Annotated in this window: 30 protein-coding genes and 1 pseudogene; 22 read left to right on the top strand and 9 right to left on the bottom strand. The window is 32.1% G+C overall.

The window, feature by feature from the left end; all coding sequences use genetic code 11:
• Positions 1–731 precede the first annotated feature (731 nt).
• The 10 genes from rpmH (at position 732) to JX000_RS11755 (ending at position 8,860) form a co-directional block, all read left to right on the top strand.
• Positions 732–869 carry a 50S ribosomal protein L34 gene (gene rpmH / locus JX000_RS11800; protein WP_000240855.1) on the top strand — a complete coding sequence of 46 codons (138 nt, stop codon included), beginning with the start codon at positions 732–734 and terminating at the stop codon, positions 867–869.
• A 222-nt stretch (positions 870–1,091) separates the two neighbouring features.
• A complete protein-coding gene (gene rnpA, locus JX000_RS11795; RefSeq protein ID WP_002451547.1) occupies positions 1,092–1,439 on the top strand; it encodes a ribonuclease P protein component in 348 nt (115 codons plus the stop codon).
• 153 nt (positions 1,440–1,592) lie between these two features.
• A complete protein-coding gene (gene mnmE, locus JX000_RS11790) occupies positions 1,593–2,972 on the top strand; it encodes a tRNA uridine-5-carboxymethylaminomethyl(34) synthesis GTPase MnmE (RefSeq protein WP_145506189.1) in 1,380 nt (459 codons plus the stop codon).
• Positions 2,973–3,053: 81 nt separating this feature from the next.
• The gene (gene mnmG, locus JX000_RS11785) at positions 3,054–4,931 is read left to right on the top strand and encodes a tRNA uridine-5-carboxymethylaminomethyl(34) synthesis enzyme MnmG (RefSeq protein WP_015365426.1); all 1,878 of its coding nucleotides are present in this window, start codon (positions 3,054–3,056) and stop codon (positions 4,929–4,931) included.
• Positions 4,931–5,650: a 16S rRNA (guanine(527)-N(7))-methyltransferase RsmG gene (gene rsmG / locus JX000_RS11780; protein WP_124228183.1), complete on the top strand. Its 720-nt coding sequence runs from the start codon at positions 4,931–4,933 to the stop codon at positions 5,648–5,650. Before mnmG ends, rsmG begins: the two co-directional genes overlap by 1 nt.
• Before the next feature lie 42 nt (positions 5,651–5,692).
• Positions 5,693–6,532: a nucleoid occlusion protein gene (noc, locus tag JX000_RS11775; RefSeq protein ID WP_002451543.1), complete on the top strand. Its 840-nt coding sequence runs from the start codon at positions 5,693–5,695 to the stop codon at positions 6,530–6,532.
• A 190-nt stretch (positions 6,533–6,722) separates the two neighbouring features.
• Positions 6,723–7,082 (top strand): DUF3147 family protein, encoded by a 360-nt coding sequence (locus JX000_RS11770; RefSeq protein ID WP_002451542.1) that lies wholly within the window; start codon positions 6,723–6,725, stop codon positions 7,080–7,082.
• Between the two features lie 16 nt (positions 7,083–7,098).
• A complete protein-coding gene (locus JX000_RS11765) occupies positions 7,099–7,494 on the top strand; it encodes a DUF3147 family protein (protein ID WP_002466371.1) in 396 nt (131 codons plus the stop codon).
• A complete protein-coding gene (locus JX000_RS11760) occupies positions 7,460–7,999 on the top strand; it encodes a TetR/AcrR family transcriptional regulator (RefSeq protein ID WP_049425402.1) in 540 nt (179 codons plus the stop codon). Before JX000_RS11765 ends, JX000_RS11760 begins: the two co-directional genes overlap by 35 nt.
• A 282-nt stretch (positions 8,000–8,281) precedes the next feature.
• Positions 8,282–8,860, top strand: a complete 579-nt coding sequence (locus tag JX000_RS11755; protein WP_124228184.1) for an NDxxF motif lipoprotein — start codon at positions 8,282–8,284, stop codon at positions 8,858–8,860.
• A 61-nt stretch (positions 8,861–8,921) separates the two neighbouring features.
• On the opposite strand, the gene JX000_RS11750 is transcribed toward JX000_RS11755, so the two are convergent.
• Positions 8,922–9,590: a YIP1 family protein gene (locus JX000_RS11750; protein ID WP_075778333.1), complete on the bottom strand. Its 669-nt coding sequence runs from the start codon at positions 9,588–9,590 to the stop codon at positions 8,922–8,924.
• 233 nt (positions 9,591–9,823) lie between these two features.
• Here JX000_RS11750 and JX000_RS11745 point away from each other — a divergent pair, with 233 nt between their 5' ends.
• Genes JX000_RS11745 through JX000_RS11735 form a run of 3 tightly spaced genes read left to right on the top strand, consistent with a single transcriptional unit; the run spans position 9,824 to position 12,832 of the window.
• Positions 9,824–10,954, top strand: a complete 1,131-nt coding sequence (locus JX000_RS11745; protein WP_124228185.1) for an efflux RND transporter periplasmic adaptor subunit — start codon at positions 9,824–9,826, stop codon at positions 10,952–10,954.
• Complete coding sequence (locus JX000_RS11740; RefSeq protein ID WP_104681715.1) at positions 10,951–11,637, top strand: ABC transporter ATP-binding protein; 687 nt, start codon at positions 10,951–10,953, stop codon at positions 11,635–11,637. The genes JX000_RS11745 and JX000_RS11740 overlap by 4 nt, the downstream gene beginning before the upstream one ends.
• The gene (locus JX000_RS11735) at positions 11,630–12,832 is read left to right on the top strand and encodes an ABC transporter permease (protein ID WP_206140739.1); all 1,203 of its coding nucleotides are present in this window, start codon (positions 11,630–11,632) and stop codon (positions 12,830–12,832) included. The genes JX000_RS11740 and JX000_RS11735 overlap by 8 nt, the downstream gene beginning before the upstream one ends.
• Before the next feature lie 60 nt (positions 12,833–12,892).
• Here the strand turns inward: JX000_RS11735 and JX000_RS11730 are convergent.
• Both JX000_RS11730 and JX000_RS11725 read right to left on the bottom strand, forming a co-directional pair.
• Positions 12,893–13,288: pseudogene (locus JX000_RS11730) on the bottom strand (MFS transporter); the annotation flags it as partial.
• A gap of 61 nt (positions 13,289–13,349) precedes the next feature.
• On the bottom strand, positions 13,350–14,024 hold the full coding sequence (locus JX000_RS11725) for an IS6 family transposase (RefSeq protein WP_002512555.1): 675 nt from the start codon (positions 14,022–14,024) through the stop codon (positions 13,350–13,352).
• A 69-nt stretch (positions 14,025–14,093) separates the two neighbouring features.
• Between JX000_RS11725 and JX000_RS11720 the strand changes: the two genes are divergently transcribed.
• Positions 14,094–14,783, top strand: a complete 690-nt coding sequence (locus JX000_RS11720) for an SDR family NAD(P)-dependent oxidoreductase (RefSeq protein ID WP_206141013.1) — start codon at positions 14,094–14,096, stop codon at positions 14,781–14,783.
• Positions 14,784–14,814: 31 nt separating this feature from the next.
• On the opposite strand, the gene JX000_RS11715 is transcribed toward JX000_RS11720, so the two are convergent.
• Positions 14,815–15,027: a hypothetical protein gene (locus JX000_RS11715; RefSeq protein ID WP_124228190.1), complete on the bottom strand. Its 213-nt coding sequence runs from the start codon at positions 15,025–15,027 to the stop codon at positions 14,815–14,817.
• Between the two features lie 214 nt (positions 15,028–15,241).
• Between JX000_RS11715 and lip the strand changes: the two genes are divergently transcribed.
• Positions 15,242–17,305: a YSIRK-targeted triacylglycerol lipase gene (gene lip, locus JX000_RS11710; RefSeq protein WP_206140737.1), complete on the top strand. Its 2,064-nt coding sequence runs from the start codon at positions 15,242–15,244 to the stop codon at positions 17,303–17,305.
• A 45-nt stretch (positions 17,306–17,350) separates the two neighbouring features.
• On the opposite strand, the gene JX000_RS11705 is transcribed toward lip, so the two are convergent.
• The 3 genes from JX000_RS11705 to JX000_RS11695 are packed head-to-tail and all read right to left on the bottom strand — an operon-like array spanning position 17,351 to position 20,205.
• Positions 17,351–17,539 carry a VraH family peptide resistance protein gene (locus tag JX000_RS11705; protein ID WP_002451605.1) on the bottom strand — a complete coding sequence of 63 codons (189 nt, stop codon included), beginning with the start codon at positions 17,537–17,539 and terminating at the stop codon, positions 17,351–17,353.
• A 37-nt stretch (positions 17,540–17,576) separates the two neighbouring features.
• Complete coding sequence (locus JX000_RS11700; RefSeq protein ID WP_124228192.1) at positions 17,577–19,457, bottom strand: FtsX-like permease family protein; 1,881 nt, start codon at positions 19,455–19,457, stop codon at positions 17,577–17,579.
• Positions 19,447–20,205: an ABC transporter ATP-binding protein gene (locus JX000_RS11695; protein WP_107532953.1), complete on the bottom strand. Its 759-nt coding sequence runs from the start codon at positions 20,203–20,205 to the stop codon at positions 19,447–19,449. The genes JX000_RS11700 and JX000_RS11695 overlap by 11 nt, the downstream gene beginning before the upstream one ends.
• A 268-nt stretch (positions 20,206–20,473) precedes the next feature.
• Between JX000_RS11695 and JX000_RS11690 the strand changes: the two genes are divergently transcribed.
• The 4 genes from JX000_RS11690 to JX000_RS11675 all read left to right on the top strand — a co-directional run bounded on the left by JX000_RS11690 (position 20,474) and on the right by JX000_RS11675 (position 22,886).
• On the top strand, positions 20,474–20,854 hold the full coding sequence (locus JX000_RS11690; RefSeq protein ID WP_075778695.1) for an LptM family lipoprotein: 381 nt from the start codon (positions 20,474–20,476) through the stop codon (positions 20,852–20,854).
• Between the two features lie 14 nt (positions 20,855–20,868).
• A complete protein-coding gene (locus JX000_RS11685; protein ID WP_124228193.1) occupies positions 20,869–21,507 on the top strand; it encodes a hypothetical protein in 639 nt (212 codons plus the stop codon).
• A gap of 27 nt (positions 21,508–21,534) precedes the next feature.
• Positions 21,535–22,113: a signal peptidase I gene (gene lepB / locus JX000_RS11680; protein WP_124228194.1), complete on the top strand. Its 579-nt coding sequence runs from the start codon at positions 21,535–21,537 to the stop codon at positions 22,111–22,113.
• Between the two features lie 230 nt (positions 22,114–22,343).
• Positions 22,344–22,886 (top strand): GNAT family N-acetyltransferase, encoded by a 543-nt coding sequence (locus tag JX000_RS11675; protein ID WP_107532955.1) that lies wholly within the window; start codon positions 22,344–22,346, stop codon positions 22,884–22,886.
• Between the two features lie 112 nt (positions 22,887–22,998).
• On the opposite strand, the gene JX000_RS11670 is transcribed toward JX000_RS11675, so the two are convergent.
• Positions 22,999–23,721, bottom strand: a complete 723-nt coding sequence (locus JX000_RS11670; RefSeq protein ID WP_124228195.1) for a DUF3169 family protein — start codon at positions 23,719–23,721, stop codon at positions 22,999–23,001.
• Positions 23,718–23,921: a helix-turn-helix transcriptional regulator gene (locus JX000_RS11665; protein ID WP_002451597.1), complete on the bottom strand. Its 204-nt coding sequence runs from the start codon at positions 23,919–23,921 to the stop codon at positions 23,718–23,720. Before JX000_RS11665 ends, JX000_RS11670 begins: the two co-directional genes overlap by 4 nt.
• Positions 23,922–24,050: 129 nt before the next feature.
• Between JX000_RS11665 and JX000_RS11660 the strand changes: the two genes are divergently transcribed.
• The 3 genes from JX000_RS11660 to JX000_RS11650 are packed head-to-tail and all read left to right on the top strand — an operon-like array spanning position 24,051 to position 25,309.
• Complete coding sequence (locus JX000_RS11660; protein ID WP_124228196.1) at positions 24,051–24,578, top strand: DUF3267 domain-containing protein; 528 nt, start codon at positions 24,051–24,053, stop codon at positions 24,576–24,578.
• Positions 24,579–24,603: 25 nt separating this feature from the next.
• Entirely contained in the window at positions 24,604–24,783 is a 180-nt protein-coding gene (locus JX000_RS11655) for a hypothetical protein (protein ID WP_124228197.1), read from the top strand.
• A 4-nt stretch (positions 24,784–24,787) separates the two neighbouring features.
• Positions 24,788–25,309, top strand: coding sequence for a MepB family protein (locus JX000_RS11650; RefSeq protein ID WP_206140736.1), 522 nt, complete (start codon positions 24,788–24,790; stop codon positions 25,307–25,309).
• Positions 25,310–25,347: the final 38 nt, after the last annotated feature.

The raw sequence follows: 25,347 nt of genomic DNA, 5'->3' as shown, positions 1-25,347 counted from the left end.
AAATAACTCCATCTTTCTCAAAATTTTTTAGTTATACACAAAAATAACACCCGTGGATAAAAATAATCACAGCATGTTAATAATTATCCACAAGTTAATCACAGACAGTGGATAATTTAAAGCACACTATGATTTATGCACAGCTAATTTGTATATAAATCTAATAAATAAATCCTTATAAAATCAATGATTAAACGACTTATCCACACAATTATACTTTTTCAGTAATATAGATGTCAAATGACTGTGAATATGTTCGTAAAAGATGTGAAAACTTGTGAATATCAACGTAATTGTCCACAAATTAAATAAGATTCTTTGTTGATAAGTGGATAACTTTGCACAATATTCATAATCGTTTAAAAACGGGGAGTATAACAGTTTGGGAAATAATTTATAAAGCTGTATGAAAAAATGAATATATAATATAACGATAGGTAAAATGGGGATGGTTGGTTTGATAGTAATATGGAAGAATCAATTTAAAATGAGCTTGCTTTATAAGTAGTAATTTGTTATATTGTAGTAGTTGTTTGAAATATGACTAGATAATAAGTATATTAAACAAAGAATTTCTTATAGCAGTCAGTTAATAAGAGGAATCTCTTATGTATAAGTTTGTTGCTATTATATTAATAGTTACACACTTTAACAATTATCTATCTATAAATTTAACAGGGCTTTGATCCTGGAGATGTTAGATAACTTAATAAAGATGGAGGTGTTTTTACATGGTAAAACGTACTTATCAACCAAATAAACGTAAACATAGTAAAGTTCATGGTTTCAGAAAACGCATGAGCACTAAAAATGGCCGTAAAGTCTTAGCGCGCCGTCGTCGTAAAGGCCGTAAAGTTTTATCTGCATAAGATCACTGACTCATCAGTGGTCTTTTTTTTCGTTTTGAATACAGTAATTTTATTCAAACATTAACGATCAAACGTATTGTTGATTGGGTTAATTGATAGATGATAGATAAGAACTTTTGACTGAAATCAGCGTTTTCAATATAAATGCTGGTTTATTTTTGGTTAAAATTTAGATGGTTTATAATACTAAGGTAAGAGAATTTGATAAGCGAGTGATGTTTGGTGGAAAAAGCGTACCGTATAAAAAAAAATGCAGATTTTCAAAAAATATATAAAAGAGGAAAGTCTGTCGCAAATAGACAATTCGTAGTATATACCTATGATAATAAAGAACAAGAACATTTTCGCTTAGGGATTAGCGTTTCGAAAAAATTAGGTAACGCTGTTACTAGAAATAAAATTAAAAGAGCGATAAGAGAAAACTTTAAAGTGCATAAACAAGATATTATAACGAAAGATATTATCGTTATTGCAAGACAACCAGCTAAATCTATGTCCACTTTAGAAATTCAAGGTAGTTTAGAGCATGTACTTAAAATAGCTAAAGTATTTAATAAGAAAATTCAATAGGGTAGGGGAGATAGATTTTAGACTAACGTAAGTCTAACCTAAGACAACCCGAAGTCTAACCCGAACATTCCGAACAATATAATAGCTTTTTGAAATGAAACAATTTACAATATAGTATTGAAAATTTACTTGAATAAGGAGGCCAGCCTAACAATGGACTTTGATACAATTACTAGTATTTCAACGCCAATGGGCGAAGGTGCGATTGGTATTGTGAGACTTTCTGGTCCACAAGCAGTTGAAATTGGAGATAAACTATATAAAGGTAAGAAACCATTAGCAGAAGTTGATTCACATACAATAAATTACGGTCATATTATTGACCCAGAAACAAATGAGACAGTTGAAGAGGTCATGATTTCCGTCTTAAGAGCACCTAAAACATTTACTAGAGAAGATATCATTGAAATCAATTGTCATGGCGGTATTTTAACTATTAATCGCATATTAGAATTAACAATGACGCATGGCGCTCGAATGGCTGAACCAGGTGAATATACAAAACGTGCATTCTTAAATGGAAGAATTGATTTATCTCAAGCAGAAGCAGTAATGGACTTTATTCGTTCTAAGACAGATCGTGCTTCAAAAGTAGCGATGAATCAAATAGAGGGGCGTTTAAGTGATTTAATTAAACGTCAACGTCAGTCAATATTGGAGATACTTGCTCAGGTTGAGGTAAATATCGATTATCCAGAGTATGACGATGTAGAGGATGCGACGACAGAGTTCTTATTACAACAATCTAAAAATATTAAACAAGAAATTAATCAACTATTAGAAACAGGTGCACAGGGTAAAATAATGAGAGAAGGTCTCTCCACTGTTATTGTAGGCCGACCAAACGTAGGTAAGTCTTCAATGCTAAATAACCTTATTCAAGATAATAAAGCGATTGTGACGGAAGTAGCTGGTACTACAAGAGATGTATTAGAAGAATATGTTAATGTCAGAGGTGTACCACTTCGTTTAGTAGATACAGCAGGTATTCGAGATACTGAAGACATAGTAGAGAAAATTGGTGTCGAACGTTCACGTAAAGCACTAAGTCAAGCTGACTTAATCTTATTTGTATTGAATAATAATGAAGCACTAACGGAAGATGACCAAACGTTATATGATGTTGTTAAAAATGAAGATGTTATTGTAATTATCAATAAAACAGATTTAGAAACACATCTAGATATTAATGAAGTCAAAGCAATGATTGGTGACACACCATTAATCCAAACTTCTATGCTAAAACAAGAAGGTATTGATGAATTAGAAATACAAATCAGAGATTTATTCTTTGGTGGAGATGTTCAAAACCAAGACATGACTTATGTATCTAACTCACGCCATATTTCATTACTTAAACAAGCAAGACAATCAATCCAAGATGCGATTGATGCAGCCGAATCAGGTATACCAATGGATATGGTACAAATCGATTTAACACGCACTTGGGAGATTTTAGGTGAAATTATTGGCGAATCTGCAAGTGATGAATTAATTGATCAGTTATTTAGTCAATTCTGTTTAGGTAAATAGCGAATATAAATAGGGAAGTTCATCCAGTAGGGGTATATTTCTCAGACAAATAGATGAATGTTTAATAAGGAGGTTCAACAATTGGTTCAAGAATATGATGTAATTGTAATTGGTGCAGGCCATGCTGGAATAGAAGCAGGTTTAGCATCAGCAAGACGTGGCGCTAAAACATTAATGTTAACAATCAATTTAGATAATATTGCCTTTATGCCATGTAATCCATCAGTAGGTGGCCCGGCTAAAGGGATTGTTGTACGTGAAATTGATGCATTAGGTGGCCAAATGGCTAAGACAATAGATAAAACGCATATCCAAATGCGTATGTTAAATACAGGTAAAGGACCAGCTGTTAGAGCATTACGTGCACAAGCTGATAAAGTGCTATACCAACAAGAGATGAAGAATGTTATCGAGGATGAAGATAACTTAGATATCATGCAAGGTATGGTAGATGAATTAATTATTGAAGATGACGAAGTTAAAGGTGTACGTACAAATATCGGTACAGAGTATCGCTCTAAAGCAGTGGTTATTACGACTGGTACATTTTTACGTGGTGAAATCATCTTAGGTAACATGAAGTACTCAAGTGGTCCAAATCACCAATTACCATCTGTCACATTAGCAGATAATTTAAGAGGATTAGGTTTCGAGGTTGTACGTTTTAAAACGGGAACACCACCACGTGTTAACTCTAAAACAATCGATTACTCAAAAACTGAGATCCAACCTGGTGATGATGTAGGACGTGCTTTCAGTTATGAAACGACAGAGTATATTTTAGACCAGTTACCATGTTGGTTAACTTATACTAATGATAAAACACATCAAGTGATTGACGACAACTTACATTTATCTGCAATGTACTCTGGAATGATAAAAGGTACAGGTCCAAGATATTGTCCATCAATCGAAGACAAATTTGTACGTTTCAATGATAAACCACGCCATCAATTATTCTTAGAACCAGAGGGACGTAATACTAATGAAGTATACGTACAAGGATTATCAACAAGTCTACCTGAACACGTTCAAAGACAAATGTTAGAGACGATACCTGGGTTAGAAAAAGCAGATATGATGCGTGCAGGTTATGCCATTGAATATGATGCAATTGTTCCAACTCAATTATGGCCGACGCTAGAAACAAAAATGATTAAGAATTTATATACTGCTGGCCAAATTAACGGCACATCAGGTTATGAAGAAGCGGCTGGACAAGGAATTATGGCTGGTATTAATGCAGCAGGTAAAGTATTAGGTAAAGAAGAGAAAATCTTAAGTCGTTCCGATGCATATATTGGTGTACTAATCGATGATTTAGTGACAAAAGGTACAAATGAACCATATCGTTTATTAACATCACGTGCAGAATACCGTTTATTATTACGTCATGATAATGCTGACTTACGTCTTACAGATTTAGGACATGAGCTAGGTTTAATTTCAGATGAACGTTATGCGCAGTTTAATCATAAGCGTCAACAAATAAAAGATGAAATTCAAAGATTAACAGATATCCGTATCAAACCAAATGACCATACGCAATCAGTGATCGAAGCAAATGGTGGTTCTAAACTTAAAGATGGTATATTAGCTATCGATTTATTACGTAGACCTGAAATGACATATGATACGATATTAGAAATCTTGGAAGAAGATCATCAATTACCTTCAGAAGTTGAAGAACAAGTTGAAATTCAAACAAAATATGAAGGTTATATCAATAAATCATTACAACAAGTTGAAAAAGTAAAACGTATGGAACAAAAGAAAATTCCTGAAGACTTAGACTATAGTAAAGTTGATAGTTTAGCTTCAGAAGCTAGAGAAAAACTAGCTGAAGTTAAGCCACTCAATATTGCGCAAGCTTCAAGAATTTCTGGCGTTAACCCAGCTGATATTTCAATTTTACTTGTATATTTAGAACAAGGAAAACTTCAAAGGGTGAATCAATAATGAGTATAGAATGGCTATCTGAGAAATTAAAAGAACACAACATCGAATTATCGAACACTCAAAAGGAGCAATTTCAAACTTATTATCAGCTACTTGTTGAATGGAATGAAAAGATGAATTTGACAAGTATTACAGATGAACATGAAGTGTATTTAAAGCATTTTTATGATTCAATCACACCAAGTTTCTATTATGACTTTAAGGATTCATTATCAATATGTGATGTGGGTGCAGGTGCAGGTTTCCCAAGTATTCCATTGAAAATCATCTTCCCTGAGTTGAAAGTGACAATAGTCGATTCATTAAATAAGCGTATCCAATTTTTAAATCATTTAGCAGACGCTTTAGGTCTCCAAGATGTGAGTTTTGTGCATGATCGTGCAGAAACCTTTGGTAAGGGAGACTACAGGGAGTCTTACGATATCGTTACTGCCCGCGCTGTTGCGCGTCTAACTGTATTAAGTGAATTGTGTCTACCTTTAGCTAAAAAAGGTGGTCAATTCATAGCTTTAAAATCATCTAAAGGTGAAGAAGAATTAGACGAAGCTCAATTTGCAATTAATGTATTAGGTGGCAATGTTAAAGAAACCTTTAACTTTGAATTGCCAGAAGAAGCGGGAGAAAGACAAATGATTGTCATTGATAAACGACGCCAAACATCTAAGAAATACCCAAGAAAACCAGGTACACCCAATAAATCTCCTTTACTTGAAAAGTAAGATATGATGATATAGAAATGAATGAGAGGGAGCGAATGGATTATGAAGAAACCTTTTTCAAAATTATTTGGTTTAAAAAACAAAGATGACATCATGGGTTCTATTGAAGAAGACCGAAATAATAATGTTGAGTCCATTCATATTGAACGTATCGTACCTAATCGTTATCAACCTAGACAAGTATTTGAACCAAGTAAAATACATGAACTTGCAGAATCAATTAAAGAACATGGATTATTACAACCGATTGTAGTTAGACCTATTGAAGAAGATATGTTCGAAATTATTGCAGGTGAACGCAGATTTAGAGCAATGCAATCTTTAAATATGTCTCAAGCAGATGTCATTATCCGAGATATGGATGATGAAGAAACTGCAGTGGTTGCATTAATTGAAAATATTCAACGTGAAAACTTATCCGTAGTCGAAGAAGCGGAAGCATATAAAAAGCTACTTGAACTTGGTGATGTAACACAGAGTGAATTAGCGAAAAGTTTAGGTAAAAGCCAAAGCTTCATTGCTAATAAGCTACGCTTACTAAAATTAGCACCTAAAGTCATTACAAGATTAAGAGAAGGTAAAATAACTGAACGACATGCACGTGCTGTACTCGTATTATCCGAAGAAGATCAAGAAGCATTAATTGAACAGGTCATAGCTCAAAAGCTTAATGTGAAGCAAACAGAAGATAAAGTACGTCAAAAGACAGGACCTGAAAAGATTAAAGCACAGTCATTCCAATTCTCACAAGATGTAACGCAAGCAAGAGATGAAGTAGGTAAAAGTATCGAAGCAATTCAACAATCGGGCTTACACGTTGAACAAAAAGATAGAGATCACGATGATTATTATGAAATTAAAATCAGAATTTATAAGAAGTAAGTAGCACTCCTTTTGTCATTGAGATGAAAGGAGTTTTTATTATGATTTAATATTTATAGAGAGTTCAAACTAGCTAAGTAATAATTAGAAAATTAGGTCTATTGATTTTATTGTTTACAATTGATAAAGTGCGTTTTACACTAAAAGTAAACGAAACGTTTCGTTTAATAATTAGCAAAGAAGGATTATTGTGTTCGGAATATCTATATCAAGTGCGATACTTCATTTTGTAATCGGTGGATTTGCGGTTGCTTTAGCATCAATTATGGCAGAGAAAGTTGGCGGTAAACTAGGTGGTATTATAGCTACAATGCCCGCAGTCTACTTAGCAGCAGTGATAGCATTAACCATAGATCATGAGGGCGATGAACTCATTAAAATGTCTATGCATTTAAGTACAGGCGCGATAGTAGGTATTATATCGTGTATTTTAACTGTATTTTTTACCTCAATTTTTATTTATAAGAAAGACTATAAAAGTGGTACAGTATTTGCCATATTGTGTTGGCTTGTCATTTCTGTGGCGATTTTTGTAGTAAGACATATATAAAAGGAGGTACATTTTAATGAAATTAACAATTATTAAATTTTTAGTTGGTGGATTAGCAGTATTAATTAGTTATATCGTCTCAGTGGTACTTCCTTGGAAAGAATTCGGAGGAATATTTGCTACTTTCCCGGCAGTGTTTTTAGTATCTATGTGCATTTCTGGAATGCAATATGGTAACAAAGTGGCAATGCATGTGAGTCGAGGAGCAGTCTTTGGTATGACTGGCGTTCTGTTTAGTATATTAGCAACATGGGCAATGCTCAACGTAACACATATGTGGTTGCTTAGCATTATTGTTGGATTTATAGTATGGTTTGTAAGTGCATTTATAATATTTGAAATCGTGGAGTACGTAGCACGTAAAAGAAGGGAAAAATATGGCTGGAAGACCGAAAGACCCAACAGTAAATAAAAAAATTTATGAAGAGATTAATCGCTTGTTAGAAACAACACATTTTAAAAATATGACGATAGATCAAATTGCAGAGAACACGAGTGTCTCTAAGGCAACCATATATCGTCGTTGGAAAGACAAAGAGTCAATGATTGTAGATATGTTCGTAGATCAATCACGAATCATTGAACCAGAATATGGCAATCTGTTTGATAGTCTATATGATTTTCTAATTAAAGTTATGAAAATCTATAAGACACCATTAGGTAGTGCTGTTATTGAAATATTGATAAGCAATCAACAGACAGAAGCACGAGAAAAATTTATGAGAGATTACTTTGAACATAATAGAACGATTTTAAAATCCATCATTAGTCAACATATCGAAGAAGACAATCAAGATTTATTTATCGATATCATTTTCTCTCCTATTTATTTCAATATATTAATCAAACCGCAGTCTCTGACAAAAGCATATATAGAGAAAATGTTAAAAATGATTTTAAAAGCATATGACGTATAGTTATAGTTCGATAGCGTTCCTGACAAAGGAGCGTTTTTATTTTGAAATAATATATAAAGGGTAGTCTAAGGTAAGTCTTTCAAATGTTGATTTGACAAGGTGTAAAAACATTTTGACAGAACAACTCTTTATTCTAGTAAGTGGTGGTTATGGAGCAATAGGAGGGCTAAGTATTTATTTAGCTTTTAAATTTTTGTAAGTGAAATAGAAAATATTTTTACATTTTAAATGTCCTTTGATAGCATATATTTTAATAATAAATATAATTTAAAGGATGGTTGCATGCGTTATAAAAGGCTAACATCGGTATTACTTACGTCATCTTTGATATTAGGAGCATGTTCTGGACATGATGATCATGAAAAGATAAATAAAAATGACGATGAAAAGTTACCACCTATTCCTAAGAAAGTGTTTGTAGATCAACAATCGAATAAGCAATTATCTGAAAAGGAATTAAAGAATAGTATTAAGACATACTTAAATACGAATAAGGATTTAGCAGACAATATTACTGATTTAGGCTCAGAAACTAAACTCAATAAAAAAGATAAAAAGAAACTAAATAAATTACAACATATGTCTAAAGAAAATGATCAAAACTTTGAAGATTATATTAGAAAAAATGAATTACCTAAAGGATATAAAGAAGGTACTGAATTAACAGGAAAATATACTAAAGAAACCAATGACTATTTAAATCAATTAACTTCAAAATTACAAAAGTTAGATAAAAAAGATACAAAAGAAATCGATAAATTAAATTCAAAATATAAAGATAAAGTAAACGGTAAACAACAGAAGAAAGTAGAGAACTTCTTAAAAGATAAAGATATTGAAACAAAAGCATTTGAAAAGTAATTGAATATAATCAATAAAAAATTCCCAGTTCCGAAGCGGTTCTGGGAATTTTTAATATTGATTACATACCAGATAAACTTTGCATGGAATCCTGCATACCTGCACCAATTAAGCCAAAGCCAATAGTTAATACTAAGGCAACTACTGCCCAAATAATAGATGCTTTTTTAGATAATTTACTAGTACCAAAATAAACTGCAAATATTAAATAAGCTGATAATAAGTTAGATAAACTGAATGGTACTAAGTAATTATTTCCTTTATCAAATACATTGAGACTATCTAATTGTGTTTCTGGAATAGTTAAACCAAACAAGGCTTGAATACCGTATACGATAATTGTAAAAACTACTGTAATTATTGAATATGAAATTGTAGCGGAAAAAATCTGAATAGCACTTGCATCAGATTTCATAATTTTTGAAATAACTAAGAAGATAACGAAAGTTATTAGTAATCCAAAAATAATTGCTCCAATAGATTGCCCGATAAAAGTTGCTACATTAAATTGGTTTTGCTTATCAATTTCAGATTGACTTAAACCTGCTTGCTTCAAGGCTTTGGTATTATCTGTAATATTTAATGCTAATGCCATAGATACAAAAGTTAAAACAATAAATATGATTAACTTTACAAGCCATTTTGGATTTTGTCGTATCTTTCTAAAATGGTCTACAAAAGGTAAGTTAGATTGTGATGCTTCAGGTTGTGTTGTATTCGTTTGTTCCATATATGTATCTCCCCTTATTGTTATTTTAATAACAGAATAACATTGTTAAATAATTTTTAAAATATCAATTTTTATTTTAAATAAGTATAAAAAATAGAGTAAGTAAAAGAAATACAAAAACTTTTTCATTATTATCAAACTTAAAATAAGCTTAAATCTCCTTAAATTAAATATATATAATAATTAAAGTATGTTATCATGCAAAATATAATACATTTTAAGGAGCATAGGACATGAAGAAAAACATATTATGGAGTATTATCGGCGTGGCAATCATTCTACTTCTAGTTATTGCAGCGTTCATCGTGAAACAGACAACAGGCTCTGGTAATAAAGATAGTAAAGGTTACGATACATATACAGTTAAGAAAGAAACACCGATTAGTCTAGAGGGGAAAGCGTCTCCGAAATCGGTCAAAACATATAATAACAATAGTCAAATTGGCACATTCCAGAGTCCAGCCGTTGATGACGGTCAAAAGGTCAAACAAGGGGACCGTCTTATCAGTTATGATACGAACAATAGTAAGCGTCAACAACTCGCAAACAAAGTGGATCAAGCACAACAACAAGTGAATGATGATTATCAAAAAATCAATCAAAGTCCTAACAATAATGAGCTTCAATCTAAACTGACACAAGATCAAAGTTCACTTAACGAAGCACAACAACAACTGGCACAACATGATAAACAAATGAACGATAGTATTTATGCGGCATTTGATGGTAAGGTCAATATTAAAAATGGGGAAGATGCTGGTGACGGACAACCTGTCTTACAACTTATTTCAGACAATCCACAAATTAAATCAACTGTCACGGAGTTTGATGTTGAGAAAATCAAAGAAGGTGACAAAGTCGATGTCACAGTTAATAGTAATGGTAAAAAAGGTAAAGGTAAGATCCTTAAAATAGATGAATTACCAACGAGTTATGATGACAGCGCTAGTGGTGAAACAAGTGGCGCACAAGCAAGTGCAGGTAGCCAAGGTGACGAAGGACAAGATGGTGGTAGTGCCGCACAAGCTTCAAATCCAACGGTAAATAATCCATCTGGTGGTAAAGAAGGCGATACATCTAAATACAATGTCATTATTGGTGATTTAGATATTCCAGTACGTTCAGGTTTCTCAATGGACGCGAAAATTCCATTAAAATCTTTAAAACTACCTAACGATGCTTTAACAAAAGATAACGATGTCTTTGTATTAGATAAAAATAATAAAGTTCACAAACGTGATATTAAAATCGACCGCAACAATGGCCAAATTATTGTGAAAAAAGGTCTTAAAGCAGGTGACAAAGTCATCAAAAACCCTAAAGGTAATTTAAATGATGGAGAAAAAGTTGAGGTGTCATCATGATTGAATTGAAAAAAATCAATCGACATTTCAAAAATGGTGACGAAACGAATCATATTTTAAAAGATATTGATATTCATATTGATGAAGGTGAATTTATCGCGATTATGGGACCATCAGGGTCAGGTAAAAGTACATTAATTAATATTTTAGGATTTATTGACCGTGGTTATGAAGGCGATTACCTTTTTAACGGTGACAATTATAAAAAAGCATCAGATAATCGTCTCGCAACGATACGAAATCTTACGGTAGGATTTGTGTTTCAAAACTTTAAATTAATTCAAAATAATACCATTCTTGAAAATGTCAGTATTCCACTCATATATAATGGAATGAGTAGTAAAGACCGTAAAGCCAAAGTGTTAAAAGGATTGGAAGATGTTGGTCTACATCAGAAGGAAGACTTACTTCCTAATAAATTATCAGGGGGACAACAACAACGTGTCGCGATTGCGAGAGCGATTATTAATGAACCTAAATTTATCATTGCCGATGAGCCAACAGGGGCATTAGATTCAAAAACATCAAAAGATATTATGGATTTGTTTGTGTCGTTAAACAAAGAAAAAGGAACAACCATGATTATGGTAACCCACGATCGTGAGGTAGCGAATAAAGCTGATCGTATTATTCATATTTTAGATGGTCGTGTGAAAGAGGAAGAGGTGTTGACGCATGAATAACTTTTCTAATATTTTATCCGTCGCCTTTCGCTCTATTTTAAAAAATAAGCGTCGTAATATCTTTACGATGATTGGTATTATTATCGGTATAGCGGCCGTGATTACAATTATGGCTTTAGGTAATGGCTTTAAAAAATCAACGACAGAACAGTTTGACGACGCTGGTGCAGGTAAAAATCATGCATCGATATCATATATGACACAAGACATGAGCGCACCGAAAGACAATCCATTTAAACAAGAAGATATTAGTGTTGTAGAACAAATTAATGGTGTCAAAAGTGCAAAAATTAAAGAAAGCGAAGATAGTACATACTCTGCCAAAGTAACGAATACACATGGCAGTGGTGAAATCAGTTTAAAAAAGGCTTCTCATGTGTCAGGGGTCGATGAAGGCCATGGTTTTACGAAAGATGATAACGATACACAGGAGAAAGTCGTCGTGATTGATAGTAAAGTGGCGAAAAAGGTATTTCACAATGCGAAAGCAGCTGTTGGCAAATCCATTTATATTAATGGTGAAGGATTTAAAGTGGTTGGTGTTGGCGATGCAAGTGGTCAAGATGCGAATGGTATGCCACTTGAATCGGTCGTTCAAATGCCAACTAAAACAGCGGATCACTACATGAGCAACTTATCTCAAGGGACGCCACAACTATTAGTAACTGTTAACGATGGTGAAAATAAGAAAGATGTTGGTAAGAAAGTTGAAAAAGAGCTGAATAAAAAAGGTACGGGCGTATCTGATGGCCAATATAGCTTTGCGGATAATGAAGAGATGATGAAAGGTATTGGCAAAGTATTAGATATGATCACCTACTTCGTCGCAGCTGTGGCGGGTATCTCATTATTTATTGCCGGAATAGGTGTTATGAATGTGATGTATATTTCTGTAACCGAACGAACAGAGGAAATTGCGATACGACGTGCCTTTGGTGCCAAAGGTCGAGATATCGAAATCCAGTTCTTAGTAGAAAGTGTTGTATTGTGTCTACTCGGTGGTATTATCGGACTGATACTCGGTATTATTATTGCCACACTTGTCGATTTAGCAACACCAGATATGGTTAAGAGTTCCGTCAGTCTCGGGTCAGTCATCTTAGCAGTGGGCGTATCCACATTAATTGGTATCGTCTTCGGTTGGATCCCAGCTAGAGCAGCTTCTAAAAAAGAATTGATTGATATTATTAAATAGTTAACAAAAGCAGTGAACGTAAAAATTACGTGTCACTGCTTTTTAATATAAAAGCTACTATCAAGAACTGTTATTACTTTTGGTATTCAATATATTGATTGTTTGAATTATAACTCCGATAAAAGCAATTAAAATAGCACCATAAATAAGATAGAGTACATTATTGGCAGTGAATAGTATTAGCCCACCTATGGCAGAACCAATAGCACTTCCTAAATAATTGATAGAACTATTTAGTGCTACTGCTGCACTCCCATGTTCTTTATAGTTGTGAAGTAATATATACTGCTGGGGTGCTTGTGTTGACCATCCCATAGCCCCCCATAATATAAAGGGTAAGAAACTTAATATAGGTATTTTAATAACAATAATAATAAGGACAAAGCTAATAATTAATGTAAGTAAAATAATAAACATCAGTAATCTGGTATTTTTAAATTTATCTATAACATAACCGGTTCTGTTGCAAAGTCAGAAAAAATATAACTAATTATCATTTTAACATGGTAGTATTCCCTTAACTGGCCAACATGTGATTAATTTCGTAGCACGGCGAAAATCCGTAGATCTGAAGAGACCTACGGTTCTTTTTATATAGACCATAAATACATTCAATACCTTTGAGTGTATTCTTTGCCGTATTGACGCTTTGATATCTCGTCTTTCTCACTTTAATATGACGGTGATCCTGCTCAATGAGGTTATTAAGATATTTAGATGTACAATGACAGTCGGGATTAAGTTTAAAATCTTTAATCAACTTAGACATTGCCACCTTCGTCGAAGGTGCCTGGTCTGTAATTATCATTTGAGGTTTACCAAATTGTTTAATAAGTCGCTTAATAAACGCATATGCTGAATGATTATCTCGTTTCTTACGTAACCAAATATCCAATGTATGACCATCTGCATCAATGGCACGATATAAATAGCACCATTTTCCTTTTATTTTAATGTATGTCTCATCAACGCGCCATTTATAATAAGCTTTTTTATGCTTTTTCTTCCAAATTTGATACAAAATAGGAGCATATTCTTGAACCCAACGGTAGATCGTTGAATGATGAACGTTAACGCCGCGTTCTCTTAGTATTTCAGATATATCACGATAACTAAGCGCGTATCTTAAGTAATAGCCAACGGCTACAGTTATTACATCTTTATTAAATTGCTTATATCTAAAATAATTCATAGAGAACGCTCCTTTTTTGTTAAAATTATACTATAAAATTAACTTTGCAACAGAACCCAAAAAGTATTAATAACTGGCGCAAATAAGGGAATTGGTTTTGAAACGGCAAAACAACTAGATGACAAAGGATGGACGATATTATTAGGTGCACGTAATGAAGAAAGAGGTCGTGCTGCCGTTAAGACACTCGAAAATAAAGGTATAACAGCTGAATGGATACAAATTGATTTAAATAATATTGATACCATACATGCAGCTGCTGATTATATAGCAACACAACATTCTGATTTGAAAGCATTGATTAATAATGCGGGTATTTCAGGCAATATGAACGCATCACCACTGGATGTTGAACTTGATGAATTAAAGGAACTAGCAAATGTCAATTTCTTTGGTAATTTCGAAATGATTAAGACATTTACACCTATTTTAGCTAAAAATCACGGCAGAATATTAAATTTAACGATACCTTTGAATCCTAATAGCTTTTTCCATCCATTTAGTTATATTGCAACTAAATCTCCATTAAATTCGATGATTAAATTATTTGGTAGACATTTTAAGAAAAATAAAATACCGGTTGAAATATTTGGTGTCATGCCTGGAGGTATTACGACAGACTTGAATAATCATCAAAAAGGATTTTTAATGCGTTCAGTAAATGAAGGCGCACAATCCATAGTAAAAGTACTAACAGACAATCATAATCATAATGGTAAAATTTTATTAAGATTGATGCCATTTAAAATATTCAAATAAAGGGACACCATCATATTGGTGCCCCTTTTTATTATTTAATAATGACATATGAAAGACCTGTTAAAGTAAGGGTCAATACAGTAGTTAAAATAACGATTGTTAAGATTTTTTCTTTAAACGATACAGGTTTCAATCCAATAAATACAGTTAAGGTAAAGAAAAATAAACTTGCTATTAAATAGAAGATAAAAAGTATAAATATAAAACCACTTGGATTATTGAATAACTCTTGATATTGATCCATGAAAGGAACTCCTTAAATTAGAAAGATATTTTCAATATAACAAACATAACCATTAATTATCTAATTTATCAATCTATATAGTATAAAATCAATAAAAAACTTTACTAAAATACAAATAAAAGATTAAAAACAATTAAAGATTATATGATAAAATTAATTAACAGTTATTTTTTTTAATCTATAAGTGAGGGAAATACTTATAGAGGTGATTTTTTTGAAAAATAATAATCCGAAAAGACAGTTTAGTATTCGAAAATTTACAATAGGTGTTGTATCAATTGTAGCTGGTATTACATTTTTTGTTTCAGAACATGACGTTCAAGCTGCTGAGCAACAATCCTCCCACTTATCACAAGAATCAGTTCTTTCTCACTCAAAACCTTCCGATCAAGAAGCTAATGTGTCTTCAAAAGAATCGGAAATCGACAAAAATATTAATAAAGTAGACGGCGCGCAGTCTTATTCTCAACAAAATGAGCAACAATCCTCAAAAGAAGACAATAAGAAAATGCCAAAATCAACACAAGCAGAACAAGTTGAAAAACAGGAGCAACCTGCTTCTAATCAGACGCCTAATCAGTCTTCAAAAGAGGCCTCCATTAATAATCAGGAAAGTCATAACAAACAGCAACTTAGTGATGACAAAACTTCTAATATCAAACCAGAAAAAATTGAAAAAGCAGATGATCATAAGCGTATTCAAGATCAGTATCAAGATAAAAACAAGCAGGTTAATAATAATCAATCTAACCATTCGCAATTAAATCAAAAAGAAAACCCTGATTCATCAAATCATAAACAACAAAAGCAACGTCTAGACGTTAAACCACAAAACGATAACCAACAATTACAATCTCAAAATGATGTAAAAGAAAAATTAGATAACCAGCTAATTGAGCAGAAAGATACCAAACAGCAAAGTACCAATCAAAGCAAAGACAACACAACTTCTGTAAAGTCATCTAGCCAGCAACAACCACATTCATTAAAGACGCAACCCCATTCAACTCCAAGTCAAAAAGTTAACACAAATACATCTACTAACCAAACACAACAGCAAACTACAAATCAGAATATTAAACCTAAAAATACAGATGAAGCTACTGTCAAAAGTAATCAATATAAAAATAAATATCCAGTAGTACTAGTGCATGGATTTTTAGGATTAGTGGGTGACAATGCACCAGCTTTGTATCCCAATTATTGGGGCGGTACAAAATTCCCAGTTAAGAAACGATTAGAGAAGCTAGGTTATGACGTGCATGAAGCGAGTGTCGGTGCTTTTAGTAGTAACTATGACCGCGCTGTAGAACTGTATCATTATATTAAAGGTGGAAAAGTAGATTATGGTGCAGCACATGCTGCTAAAACGGGGCATGATAGATACGGTAAAGTTTATCAAGGGATTATGCCAGATTGGGAGCCAGGTAAAAAGATTCACTTAATAGGTCACAGTATGGGAGGTCAAACGATACGTCTGCTTGAGCATTTTTTAAGACATGGTAATCAGGAAGAAATAGAATATCAAAAAGCACATGGTGGTGAGATTTCTCCATTATTTACAGGTGGTAAAGATAATATGATTTCATCAATCACAACTTTAGCTACACCACATAATGGCACACCAGCTGCAGATAAACTTGGGAATACTGATTTTGTAAAAGGTGTATTTAATAGAATAGGGCGCTTAAGTGGAAATAAATATTCTCATATTGATCTCGGATTTTCACAATGGGGATTCAAACAACGTTCAGATGAAAGTTACATTGATTATGTGAAACGAGTTGCAAATAGTAAGATTTGGAAGACTCAAGATAGTGCAGTCTATGATTTAACGACTGAAGGTTCTGAGAAGCTAAATCAGATGACATCACTTAATCCTAATATTGTTTATACATCATTCACAGGATTAGATACACATACAGGACCATTAGGTAATGAGAATCCTAATATTAGACAATTTTTCTTATTTGATTTAACAAGTAGGTTAATCGGTAGAGATGATAATGTAAATGTAAGGAAAAATGATGGTATTGTGCCAGTGTCGTCTTCATTATTTCCTACAAATCAAGCCGCTAAGACGGTAGGGATGACTTCTCCATCTACAGATAAAGGTATTTGGCAAGTCAAACCAGTGATGAACGGTTGGGATCATTTAGATTTTGTCGGATTAGATGCAACAGATTATAAACGTATAGGTGAAGAATTAAGTCAATTTTATTTAGGAATTATCAATAATTTAATTAGAATTGAAGAAATTGATGGTATAAAACATTAAAAAACAGTGTGTGCTCAATATTGAGCACACACTGTTCTACTGTATTTATTGCTTTTCGTCACGACGTTTTAAGACATAGGCGCCACCTAGTAATCCAATTGGGATACCGGCTATCGGTGTTAAAGCGCTACTTAATACTATAACGATTAACGTTAACATAATGACGTTGAATACATTGACGTTTAAGTTTTTCAAATCCTCGTATGACTGTTTAATTAAATCTTTAAATTTCATGATAAATCTCTCCTTATACTTTTTATTTAAATAATGACTAAATGGCTTTTTTAATAACTCGACTAGAATGTAAGAATCCTATTAGCGCAAATGCAAAGTAGACAATAGTGTACACAATCATCACGATAATGATGGTAGTGTATGACACGTTTCCTATTAATTTCATAAAAGCAATTGCAGCAAATAAGGCATGTAATAATGCGATAATGAGTGGTAGGCCAAAGTTGAAAATGATTTTTAAAGTTAGCCCTTTTAACATGTCATGATGAGTAAAGCCCATGCGATTTAATATACGGAAATGATCAATTTCATCTTCAGTTTCATCTATCTGTTTAATATAAATAATACAGCCCGCAGCAATTAAAAATGATAAACCGAGGAATGATGTCACAAATACTAAAATACCATTTGTCGCATCTAAGTCCTTTTTAATTTCATTTTGCGATTGAATATTAGGATCAATTGATTTTGCAATGTGTGTGGCTTGTTTCATGTCTTGATGATGGTCAAGACTAATGCCATATATATTGTGTGTGATATCAGCCGTCTTTAATTTATTAAATTCGGCACGACTGACTTCAATGGCTGGCATATTAGATGTGAGATCAAGTGGCAGTATTTTATTTTTATCCTCTTTAGTCACTTTAAAAGTTTGTTGTTGCTTACCTTTTACAGTTACCGTTTGATTAATATGAACCTCCATAATACCAGGTGTATTTTTCGTATTTGTAATAATTGCGTCAGTACCCTTTAGATTGTCGTTTGGTACAAGTACATTGTGTATTGCCATACTTTTACTATCATTTTTTAATGTCAAAACCTTATCTTCTACTGATTTAGGAGAAATGGATTCATACGTTTTGGTGTGATAGTCGATATGATTTTTCTCCAATTGTTTTTTTAATAATTGAGCTTGCTTTTCAGTTGTTAAGTTAAAATCTTGAGGTGCTATAGATTTAAAAGTATTGTTGCTATTTTCTTGTGTAATTGTGGCGAAGCAAAGTACAGAAACGGTAACAGCCGAAATAACTGCAATAATAGTTAGAGACATCGCATTTTTCTTCATTCTATGCATAATTGAAGCGGTGAATACGACATCTGTAATAGTGACATGGCCATGTTTAAAGTGTTTAATTGATTTAAAAATCAGTGACACAGTGCTTCGGAAAAATAAATAAGCACCTACGACAGTTAGAAATAATATAATAAATGGTGATGTCATAGATAGTGTTAATTGTTTAAATGTACCGAACATTTCTGTAGCCATGTAATAACCTAAAACAATCATCGCAATACCTAACAGTCCGCTAATTACTTCTAAAAAGGTAATTTTAACTTTAGTGGCCTCAGTCTGACGGCGGTCTTTCATTAAAGCTAAAATACTACGCTTTTTTAAGAATATATAGATTTGGAATAGGATAAGTGTAAATGCAATGATTAATAGCAATAATGTTAAAGATAAAGCCATAGGTTCGAAACCAATAGTCAATTTAATTGTTAAATGCATTAATTTTGATGCGATATACAATAAAAGTTGGGAACCAAATATGCCTATCATCACACCTAGTACACCAGTGATTAGAAATATTGTTAGTTGTTCAATACATAACATTCTTAATATATTACTACGTGTTAAGCCTATAAGTTGAAATAAGGCAAACTCTTGCGTACGCCTTTTAATAAATAAATGATTCGCGTACATCAAGAAAATCACGATAATGATAAATAGAAATACTGACCCCACGGAGGCGCCTTTTTTAATAATTGCCAAAGCATTGTTATTATTAATACTGTGTGTGAATTGCAAAGTGGTAAAGCTAAAATACAAGATAATACTTAAAAGCAATGAAAATAAATAAATACCATAGTGTTTGATATTCATTCGTAAATTTTTAAGTGTGATTTGATTAAATGACATGAGTCACACCACCTAAAGAAGATTGAAGTTGAATGATACGTTCATAAAAGGCTTGTTTACTATCTTCTCCTTGGTTAATTTCAGAATGAATATTGCCATCTTTTAACATAATGACACGCTTTGCAAAGCTAGCTGCGACTGGATCATGTGTGACCATTATGATAGTGGATTGAAATTTTCGATTCATTTCTTCAAGACGATTTAATAAATCTTGTGCACTTTTAGAGTCAAGCGCACCAGTAGGTTCATCGGCGAAAATGATTTTAGGTTGATGTACGAATGCACGTGCAGCTGCAGTACGTTGTTGTTGACCACCAGATATTTCATTTGGATATTTTTGGCTTAAATCATAAATGCCTAAAGCATTAGTAACCTCTTTATAATATTGCTCCATTTCCTTCTTACTATGTTGTTGAACAGATAAAGGCAACATAATATTTTCCTTAACTGTTAACGTTGGTAAAACACTATAATCTTGAAAGATAAAGCCTAATGACGTCTTACGAAATTGTGCAAGTTGTTTATTTTTTAATTGAGTTATATTGTGACCGTCAACAATCACAGAACCACTCGAAATCGTATCAATTGAACTTAAGACATTTAGAAGGGTTGTTTTACCGGATCCTGATGGCCCCATAATGGCCACAAATTCGCCCTTTTCAACTGAAAAATTAATATCTTTAAGTGCTTGATATTGCTTCTTCTTACCATAAATTTTGGATAATTGATTGACCTGTAAGATTGACATGTTATCACTCCTTATTTGCTTATATCTTTATTTTAGAAGTGATCTGTCATTCTAGCCTTTATCTAATCTTACAAATCATCGCCCTAAACTTACAGCTTTGAAAGGTTGAAGTGGTTGATGGTAATCATTTGTGATATTTAAAAATACGTATAAAAAATTAGAATTAATCATTTAATTTTTGTAAATGTAATTGAAATAATTTATTAAGTTATGTAATCATATAATTAATTGGTTTTACATATTTATAATTTGAAAGGAGTATCTGTTCATGAAAAAGATTTTATTTTTAGTGAGCACATGTTTATTATGTTTAACTTTAGCTGCGTGTGGGGGTAATGGTGAACAAAAAGAGCCTTCCAAAGAAAGTAAAAAATCTGATAAATATGAATACGAATACTACGAAGTATTAAATGATGGTGATGAAGAAACACCAAATGTTGAAATCAAATATAAAGATAGTAAAGGGAAATCCCATTTAGAAAAAACAACTTTAGATCATGTTTACGAACATATCTTAAGTGACGGCAATAAGAAACCATATATGATTAAAGATGGTAAAAAAATCCATGTTTATCGTCCACCATATATGATGTACGGCGATGATGAAACAGAAGGTAAAGCAGTGTCTAAAGATGAAGTATCTAAATAAGTAGAGGTGAGTTTATGAAGCGTTTATTATGTAAATTTAGTTTAATAACCATTACGTTTGTAACGATCATGACAGTTGCTTTGTCTACTCAATTAGATGCGGCAAGTACTTCAGGTGGTTCTAGCTCTAGTAGTTCTAGTAGCTCATCATCTAGTTCGTCATCAGCTTCATCAAGAGGTGCTTCATCCACATCATCAAGTTCATCTATGAGCCGTTCAAGTGCAGCTAATGCGTCACGAGCAGCTCAACAATCAAGTCAACGAGCGTCTCAACAAGCAGCTAAATCGAGTCAATCTAAGTCAGCACAAAGCAAACAATATAAAAAGAACTCGAATACCAAATCTTTAGTAAGTCCAAGACGTCCTTATAGTTCAAGTGCAGCATATCAAACTCAATTTATGTCGACGTCATTTTATAATAATTGGTTATATTTGTATCTCTTTTCTTCCGCATCTCAAGCCAGTCAGGAAAAGAAAAATAATGTTCAATATCAAATGAACATGTTGAAACATCAAATGAAAGACCATGAAAAATTATATACAGTAACAGTTGATACGAAACAAGGGAAACGTGTTGTAGTTGTACCCAAAAAGCAATACGACAAAATTCAAAAAGGGCAACACGTCAAAATTAAAAATGGTGTTGTTCAATAAATAATCATTTATAGTTAAGGAGTTTCTATGGGAAAAGAAATAATCGAGTGGATTGTTGCATTAGCAATAGGTATTATTATCACTATCATTCTCACAGTATTTATCGGTACTTCTTATACTGTTTCAGGAGAATCGATGCATCCTACTTTTGAAGATAAAGATAAAGTGATAGTTAGTAAAATATCTAAGACATTGAATCATATTGATTCCGGTGATGTCATTATTTTTCATGCTAATTCTAAAAGCGATTATATTAAACGATTGATTGGTAAACCAGGAGATACGGTTAAATATAAGAAAGATCAATTGTATATTAATGATAAAAAAGTTAAAGAACCCTATTTGAGTGAAAATAAAAAGTATAAAAATGGTAAGTATTTAACAGAAGATTTTAATTCTAAAACACTTAATGGGGCGAATGGGAAGGCTAAAATACCTGAAGATAAATATCTTGTATTAGGTGATAATAGACAAAATAGTAATGATAGCCGATATAAAGATGTTGGTCTGATTGATAAAAAGCAAATTGTAGGTAAAGTGATGTTTAGGTATTGGCCTTTCGATAAATGGGAAAGTGGATTTAATCCAGGAACATTTCCCAATTAAGTATCAATAAAGGGTCTCTATCGTTGATTAAAACTTTGAAAGAAAGGTGAGTCAACGATAGGGACTTTTTTCGTGGATAAGTATAGATGTTGTGGATAAGTTTGAATTAATAATTCGATAAAACTGTGCATATCAAGGGTTGGAGATTGATTGTAAGTTATCCACAACGTGTGTTATTATGTTGATAATTAACAGAATTGTGTGACAATAATGTAAATGGGGTGTAAAGGATGTTTGGATTTAAAGTAAATGAAGACGTAACTTTAAAGATATTAGAAGAGAGAGAAGCGGATACATTATTTAATCTTGTTGATCAATCGAGGGCATATTTAGCAGAATGGTTACCATTTGTAGCTTATACTAACCAAGTTGAAGATAGTCGAAAATTTATTCAAGCAGCGTTACGCCAATTTGCCTCAGGTAATGGTTTTCATTGCGGTATATGGATAGAAGACCAATTGGTTGGTGTGATTGGATTACACTATATTGACAATGTAAACAAGAAAACATCAATTGGGTATTATTTAGGTGAAAATCATCAGAAAAAAGGCATCATGACACAGTGTACTAAAGCATTGATTGATTATGCATTCCATGAATTAAAGTTAAATCGTGTGGAAATTAGAGCATCAGTTGAAAACAAAAAAAGCCAAGCGATACCAGAACGATTAGGTTTTACAAGAGAAGGTCGACTGAGAAGCGATGAAAAAGTACAAGGTCAATTTACAGATAGTTTTGTTTATAGTTTATTAAAATCAGAATGGGAATCATAAATAGAAAAAGACTAGATAATTATTCGTTATACATTATATATTCAGTGTTTCGTTGTGAATATATGTGCATAATACATAAATAATTATCTAGTCTTTATTTATTTCAATCAGTCTACGATTTATAAAATTTACGAACTTTTGATAAATAACCAAAGGCATTATAGATAAATAAAATGATAAGAAATAACACACCCAATGTTTGGTTTATGCCAGTATTGATTGAGTGGACAGATAAAAAGACTGCAAAAATTATAATTAATACTAAATTGATATGGTAAGTCTTAAACATTGATGTTAGCGTTATATATCGTTCACCTTCATCCATTAGTGATAGTGTTTTCTCAGTGTAATTAGCTTCGCCTAATTTAGGATAGCGATTATCTATTTTACGTGCGTATAGTCCTATCATTATTGAGGGTATCATTGTAATCATATATGGAACTATAGAATAAAGTGTATAGATATCGCTAACATTACCGATTACAAGTGTGAATAAAAATAGTAAACTAATTAAAATTTGCAAGTAGTATATAAAACTAGCATTTATAAACTTTAGACTAGACTTTTCTTCAAAAATATCTTCATCTACATTGCTATTTGGTTCGTCTATTTTATTTTTTAAGTCAATGGAGTGTTTTAATTCAATATACAGAAATATCGTTAATATAATGTTAATTAATGTCGCAATGATGCAAGATACGATAATAAAATTTTGACTGGTAAAATGAGTTTTATCAAATATACCAAGGTTATGAAGTGTTGGTATTAATAAACCAGCGATACCACCTGCGATTCCACCTATAATCATAAGTAATAGATAGCGTCCTACTTTCATAAATCTTCCTCCTCGATGATAAAGATACTTTCTACGGGTTCATTAAATATACGAGCAATTTTTATAGCTGTAAGTATAGAAGGTGTGAAGTCATTACGTTCTATCAAAGAAACGGTTTGCCTTGATATACCAGCTTTCTTAGCTAATTGAGTTTGATTATATCCATCTCTTGCTCGTAATTCTTTAAGTCGATTTCTCAAGTTGATCAACTCCTTAATATTAATGTATATGATAAACGTCATTTTGACAAGTATATTTGTCAAAATGACATATATGTTGTATATTACATATATCAACGAAATATAAATATATTCAAAAGAGGTGGTTTCATGCAACGCATTGATATTTTAGATAATCCTAAATTAATGAAACAGTTCTCTCAATACATGATTTTATTGTTTATTGTTTTTGGTATTATTTTTTGGATTATAGAGAGAAGTACTAATACTGTATATATATTTCAATCATTTATAGGTAATATTTTACTTTTTCTTATTTTATATTTCTTAATTTTTACAATTCATGAATGCATTCACGGTATTTTTTTCAAAATATTTTCACCTAGACACAAAGTACATTTTGGATACTCTAGTGGTATGATTTATTGTGCTATACCTGGTGGACAATTTACACCTATGACTTTTCTAATTAGTGCTATTGCACCATTTATAATTATAACAGTGATATTAATTATTACGCTTTATTTAGGTATATTACCAAAGTTTTTCTTTTTTATTTTGGCGACATTACATGCTGGTAGTTGTGTTGGAGACTTTTATTGGGTTCTTAAAATGATTCAAACTCCAAAAAACTCAGAAATTGAAACTACTGACAAGGGCATTATTATTTATGAATAATTATTAGAACAAAGGGGTTTTAAAAATGGAGAATAAAGGATTTATGATTTCTAATCTACTAAATATATTGTTCATGTTTGTTATTGCCTTAGGTGTGATTGATAATCATTTAATTTTAGCTATTGCATTTGCTATTTTGGCAATGATCAATGCAGCGTATTTAATTTATAAGAGCAATGAAATAATTAAACAGAATGAAGGTTGATCACATGGTAAAAAATCTTAAATCATATCAATCAATAGAGTTATTAAATGAATTAGAACAAGTTTATCAGACTGCCATTTTAGATACAGTTGAACGAGAATTGTGGAATCATGAATATGAGGCACTGGAATTTAAATTATTTGGGTATAATTTCAAGAGTCGTTTAGCTAAAAAGACACCAAAGAAAAAGGGTTATTTCGTCACTTTGTGGGAAAAAGATATCAATGAGCAAAATACCCCATTACATTTTGATCAAATGAGTGACTATTTAATGATTTATGTAAACGATCAAGCACAAAAAGGCATATTTATTTTCGATAAAGAAACACTGTTAAATCATGGTATTTTAACTGATAATCATCACCAAGGTAAAATGGCTTTTCGTGTTTATCCAGATTGGGAAACAGATTTAAATGTAACTGCTTTAAAAACGCAACAATGGCAACACAAATATTTTATCAATTTAAGTCATAGTGACAGGGAGAATCAATTATCTCAAATTAATACGATGATTCATGTGAATTAAATAACAAAAAAACATCTACAAATAATATCACCCAATAC

Origin of the sequence: Staphylococcus sp. SB1-57 (genome assembly GCF_017086425.1) — a bacterium.
Lineage (GTDB): Bacteria > Bacillota > Bacilli > Staphylococcales > Staphylococcaceae > Staphylococcus > Staphylococcus warneri_A.
Note: the sequence above shows the minus strand (reverse complement) of the source record. Positions and strands in the feature narration are given on the sequence as shown.

Excerpts from the sequence above, each read along its gene's own strand:
- rpmH (WP_000240855.1), top strand. The coding sequence starts at position 732 with ATGGTAAAACGTACTTATCAACCAAATAAACGTAAACATAGTAAAGTT.
- mnmE (WP_145506189.1), top strand. The coding sequence starts at position 1,593 with ATGGACTTTGATACAATTACTAGTATTTCAACGCCAATGGGCGAAGGT.
- rsmG (WP_124228183.1), top strand. The coding sequence starts at position 4,931 with ATGAGTATAGAATGGCTATCTGAGAAATTAAAAGAACACAACATCGAA.
- noc (WP_002451543.1), top strand. The coding sequence starts at position 5,693 with ATGAAGAAACCTTTTTCAAAATTATTTGGTTTAAAAAACAAAGATGAC.
- JX000_RS11765 (WP_002466371.1), top strand. The coding sequence starts at position 7,099 with ATGAAATTAACAATTATTAAATTTTTAGTTGGTGGATTAGCAGTATTA.
- JX000_RS11760 (WP_049425402.1), top strand. The coding sequence starts at position 7,460 with ATGGCTGGAAGACCGAAAGACCCAACAGTAAATAAAAAAATTTATGAA.
- JX000_RS11755 (WP_124228184.1), top strand. The coding sequence starts at position 8,282 with ATGCGTTATAAAAGGCTAACATCGGTATTACTTACGTCATCTTTGATA.
- JX000_RS11750 (WP_075778333.1), bottom strand. The coding sequence starts at position 9,590 with ATGGAACAAACGAATACAACACAACCTGAAGCATCACAATCTAACTTA.
- JX000_RS11745 (WP_124228185.1), top strand. The coding sequence starts at position 9,824 with ATGAAGAAAAACATATTATGGAGTATTATCGGCGTGGCAATCATTCTA.
- JX000_RS11740 (WP_104681715.1), top strand. The coding sequence starts at position 10,951 with ATGATTGAATTGAAAAAAATCAATCGACATTTCAAAAATGGTGACGAA.
- JX000_RS11735 (WP_206140739.1), top strand. The coding sequence starts at position 11,630 with ATGAATAACTTTTCTAATATTTTATCCGTCGCCTTTCGCTCTATTTTA.
- JX000_RS11725 (WP_002512555.1), bottom strand. The coding sequence starts at position 14,024 with ATGAATTATTTTAGATATAAGCAATTTAATAAAGATGTAATAACTGTA.
- JX000_RS11715 (WP_124228190.1), bottom strand. The coding sequence starts at position 15,027 with ATGGATCAATATCAAGAGTTATTCAATAATCCAAGTGGTTTTATATTT.
- JX000_RS11705 (WP_002451605.1), bottom strand. The coding sequence starts at position 17,539 with ATGAAATTTAAAGATTTAATTAAACAGTCATACGAGGATTTGAAAAAC.
- JX000_RS11700 (WP_124228192.1), bottom strand. The coding sequence starts at position 19,457 with ATGTCATTTAATCAAATCACACTTAAAAATTTACGAATGAATATCAAA.
- JX000_RS11695 (WP_107532953.1), bottom strand. The coding sequence starts at position 20,205 with ATGTCAATCTTACAGGTCAATCAATTATCCAAAATTTATGGTAAGAAG.
- JX000_RS11690 (WP_075778695.1), top strand. The coding sequence starts at position 20,474 with ATGAAAAAGATTTTATTTTTAGTGAGCACATGTTTATTATGTTTAACT.
- JX000_RS11685 (WP_124228193.1), top strand. The coding sequence starts at position 20,869 with ATGAAGCGTTTATTATGTAAATTTAGTTTAATAACCATTACGTTTGTA.
- lepB (WP_124228194.1), top strand. The coding sequence starts at position 21,535 with ATGGGAAAAGAAATAATCGAGTGGATTGTTGCATTAGCAATAGGTATT.
- JX000_RS11675 (WP_107532955.1), top strand. The coding sequence starts at position 22,344 with ATGTTTGGATTTAAAGTAAATGAAGACGTAACTTTAAAGATATTAGAA.
- JX000_RS11670 (WP_124228195.1), bottom strand. The coding sequence starts at position 23,721 with ATGAAAGTAGGACGCTATCTATTACTTATGATTATAGGTGGAATCGCA.
- JX000_RS11660 (WP_124228196.1), top strand. The coding sequence starts at position 24,051 with ATGCAACGCATTGATATTTTAGATAATCCTAAATTAATGAAACAGTTC.
- JX000_RS11655 (WP_124228197.1), top strand. The coding sequence starts at position 24,604 with ATGGAGAATAAAGGATTTATGATTTCTAATCTACTAAATATATTGTTC.
- JX000_RS11650 (WP_206140736.1), top strand. The coding sequence starts at position 24,788 with ATGGTAAAAAATCTTAAATCATATCAATCAATAGAGTTATTAAATGAA.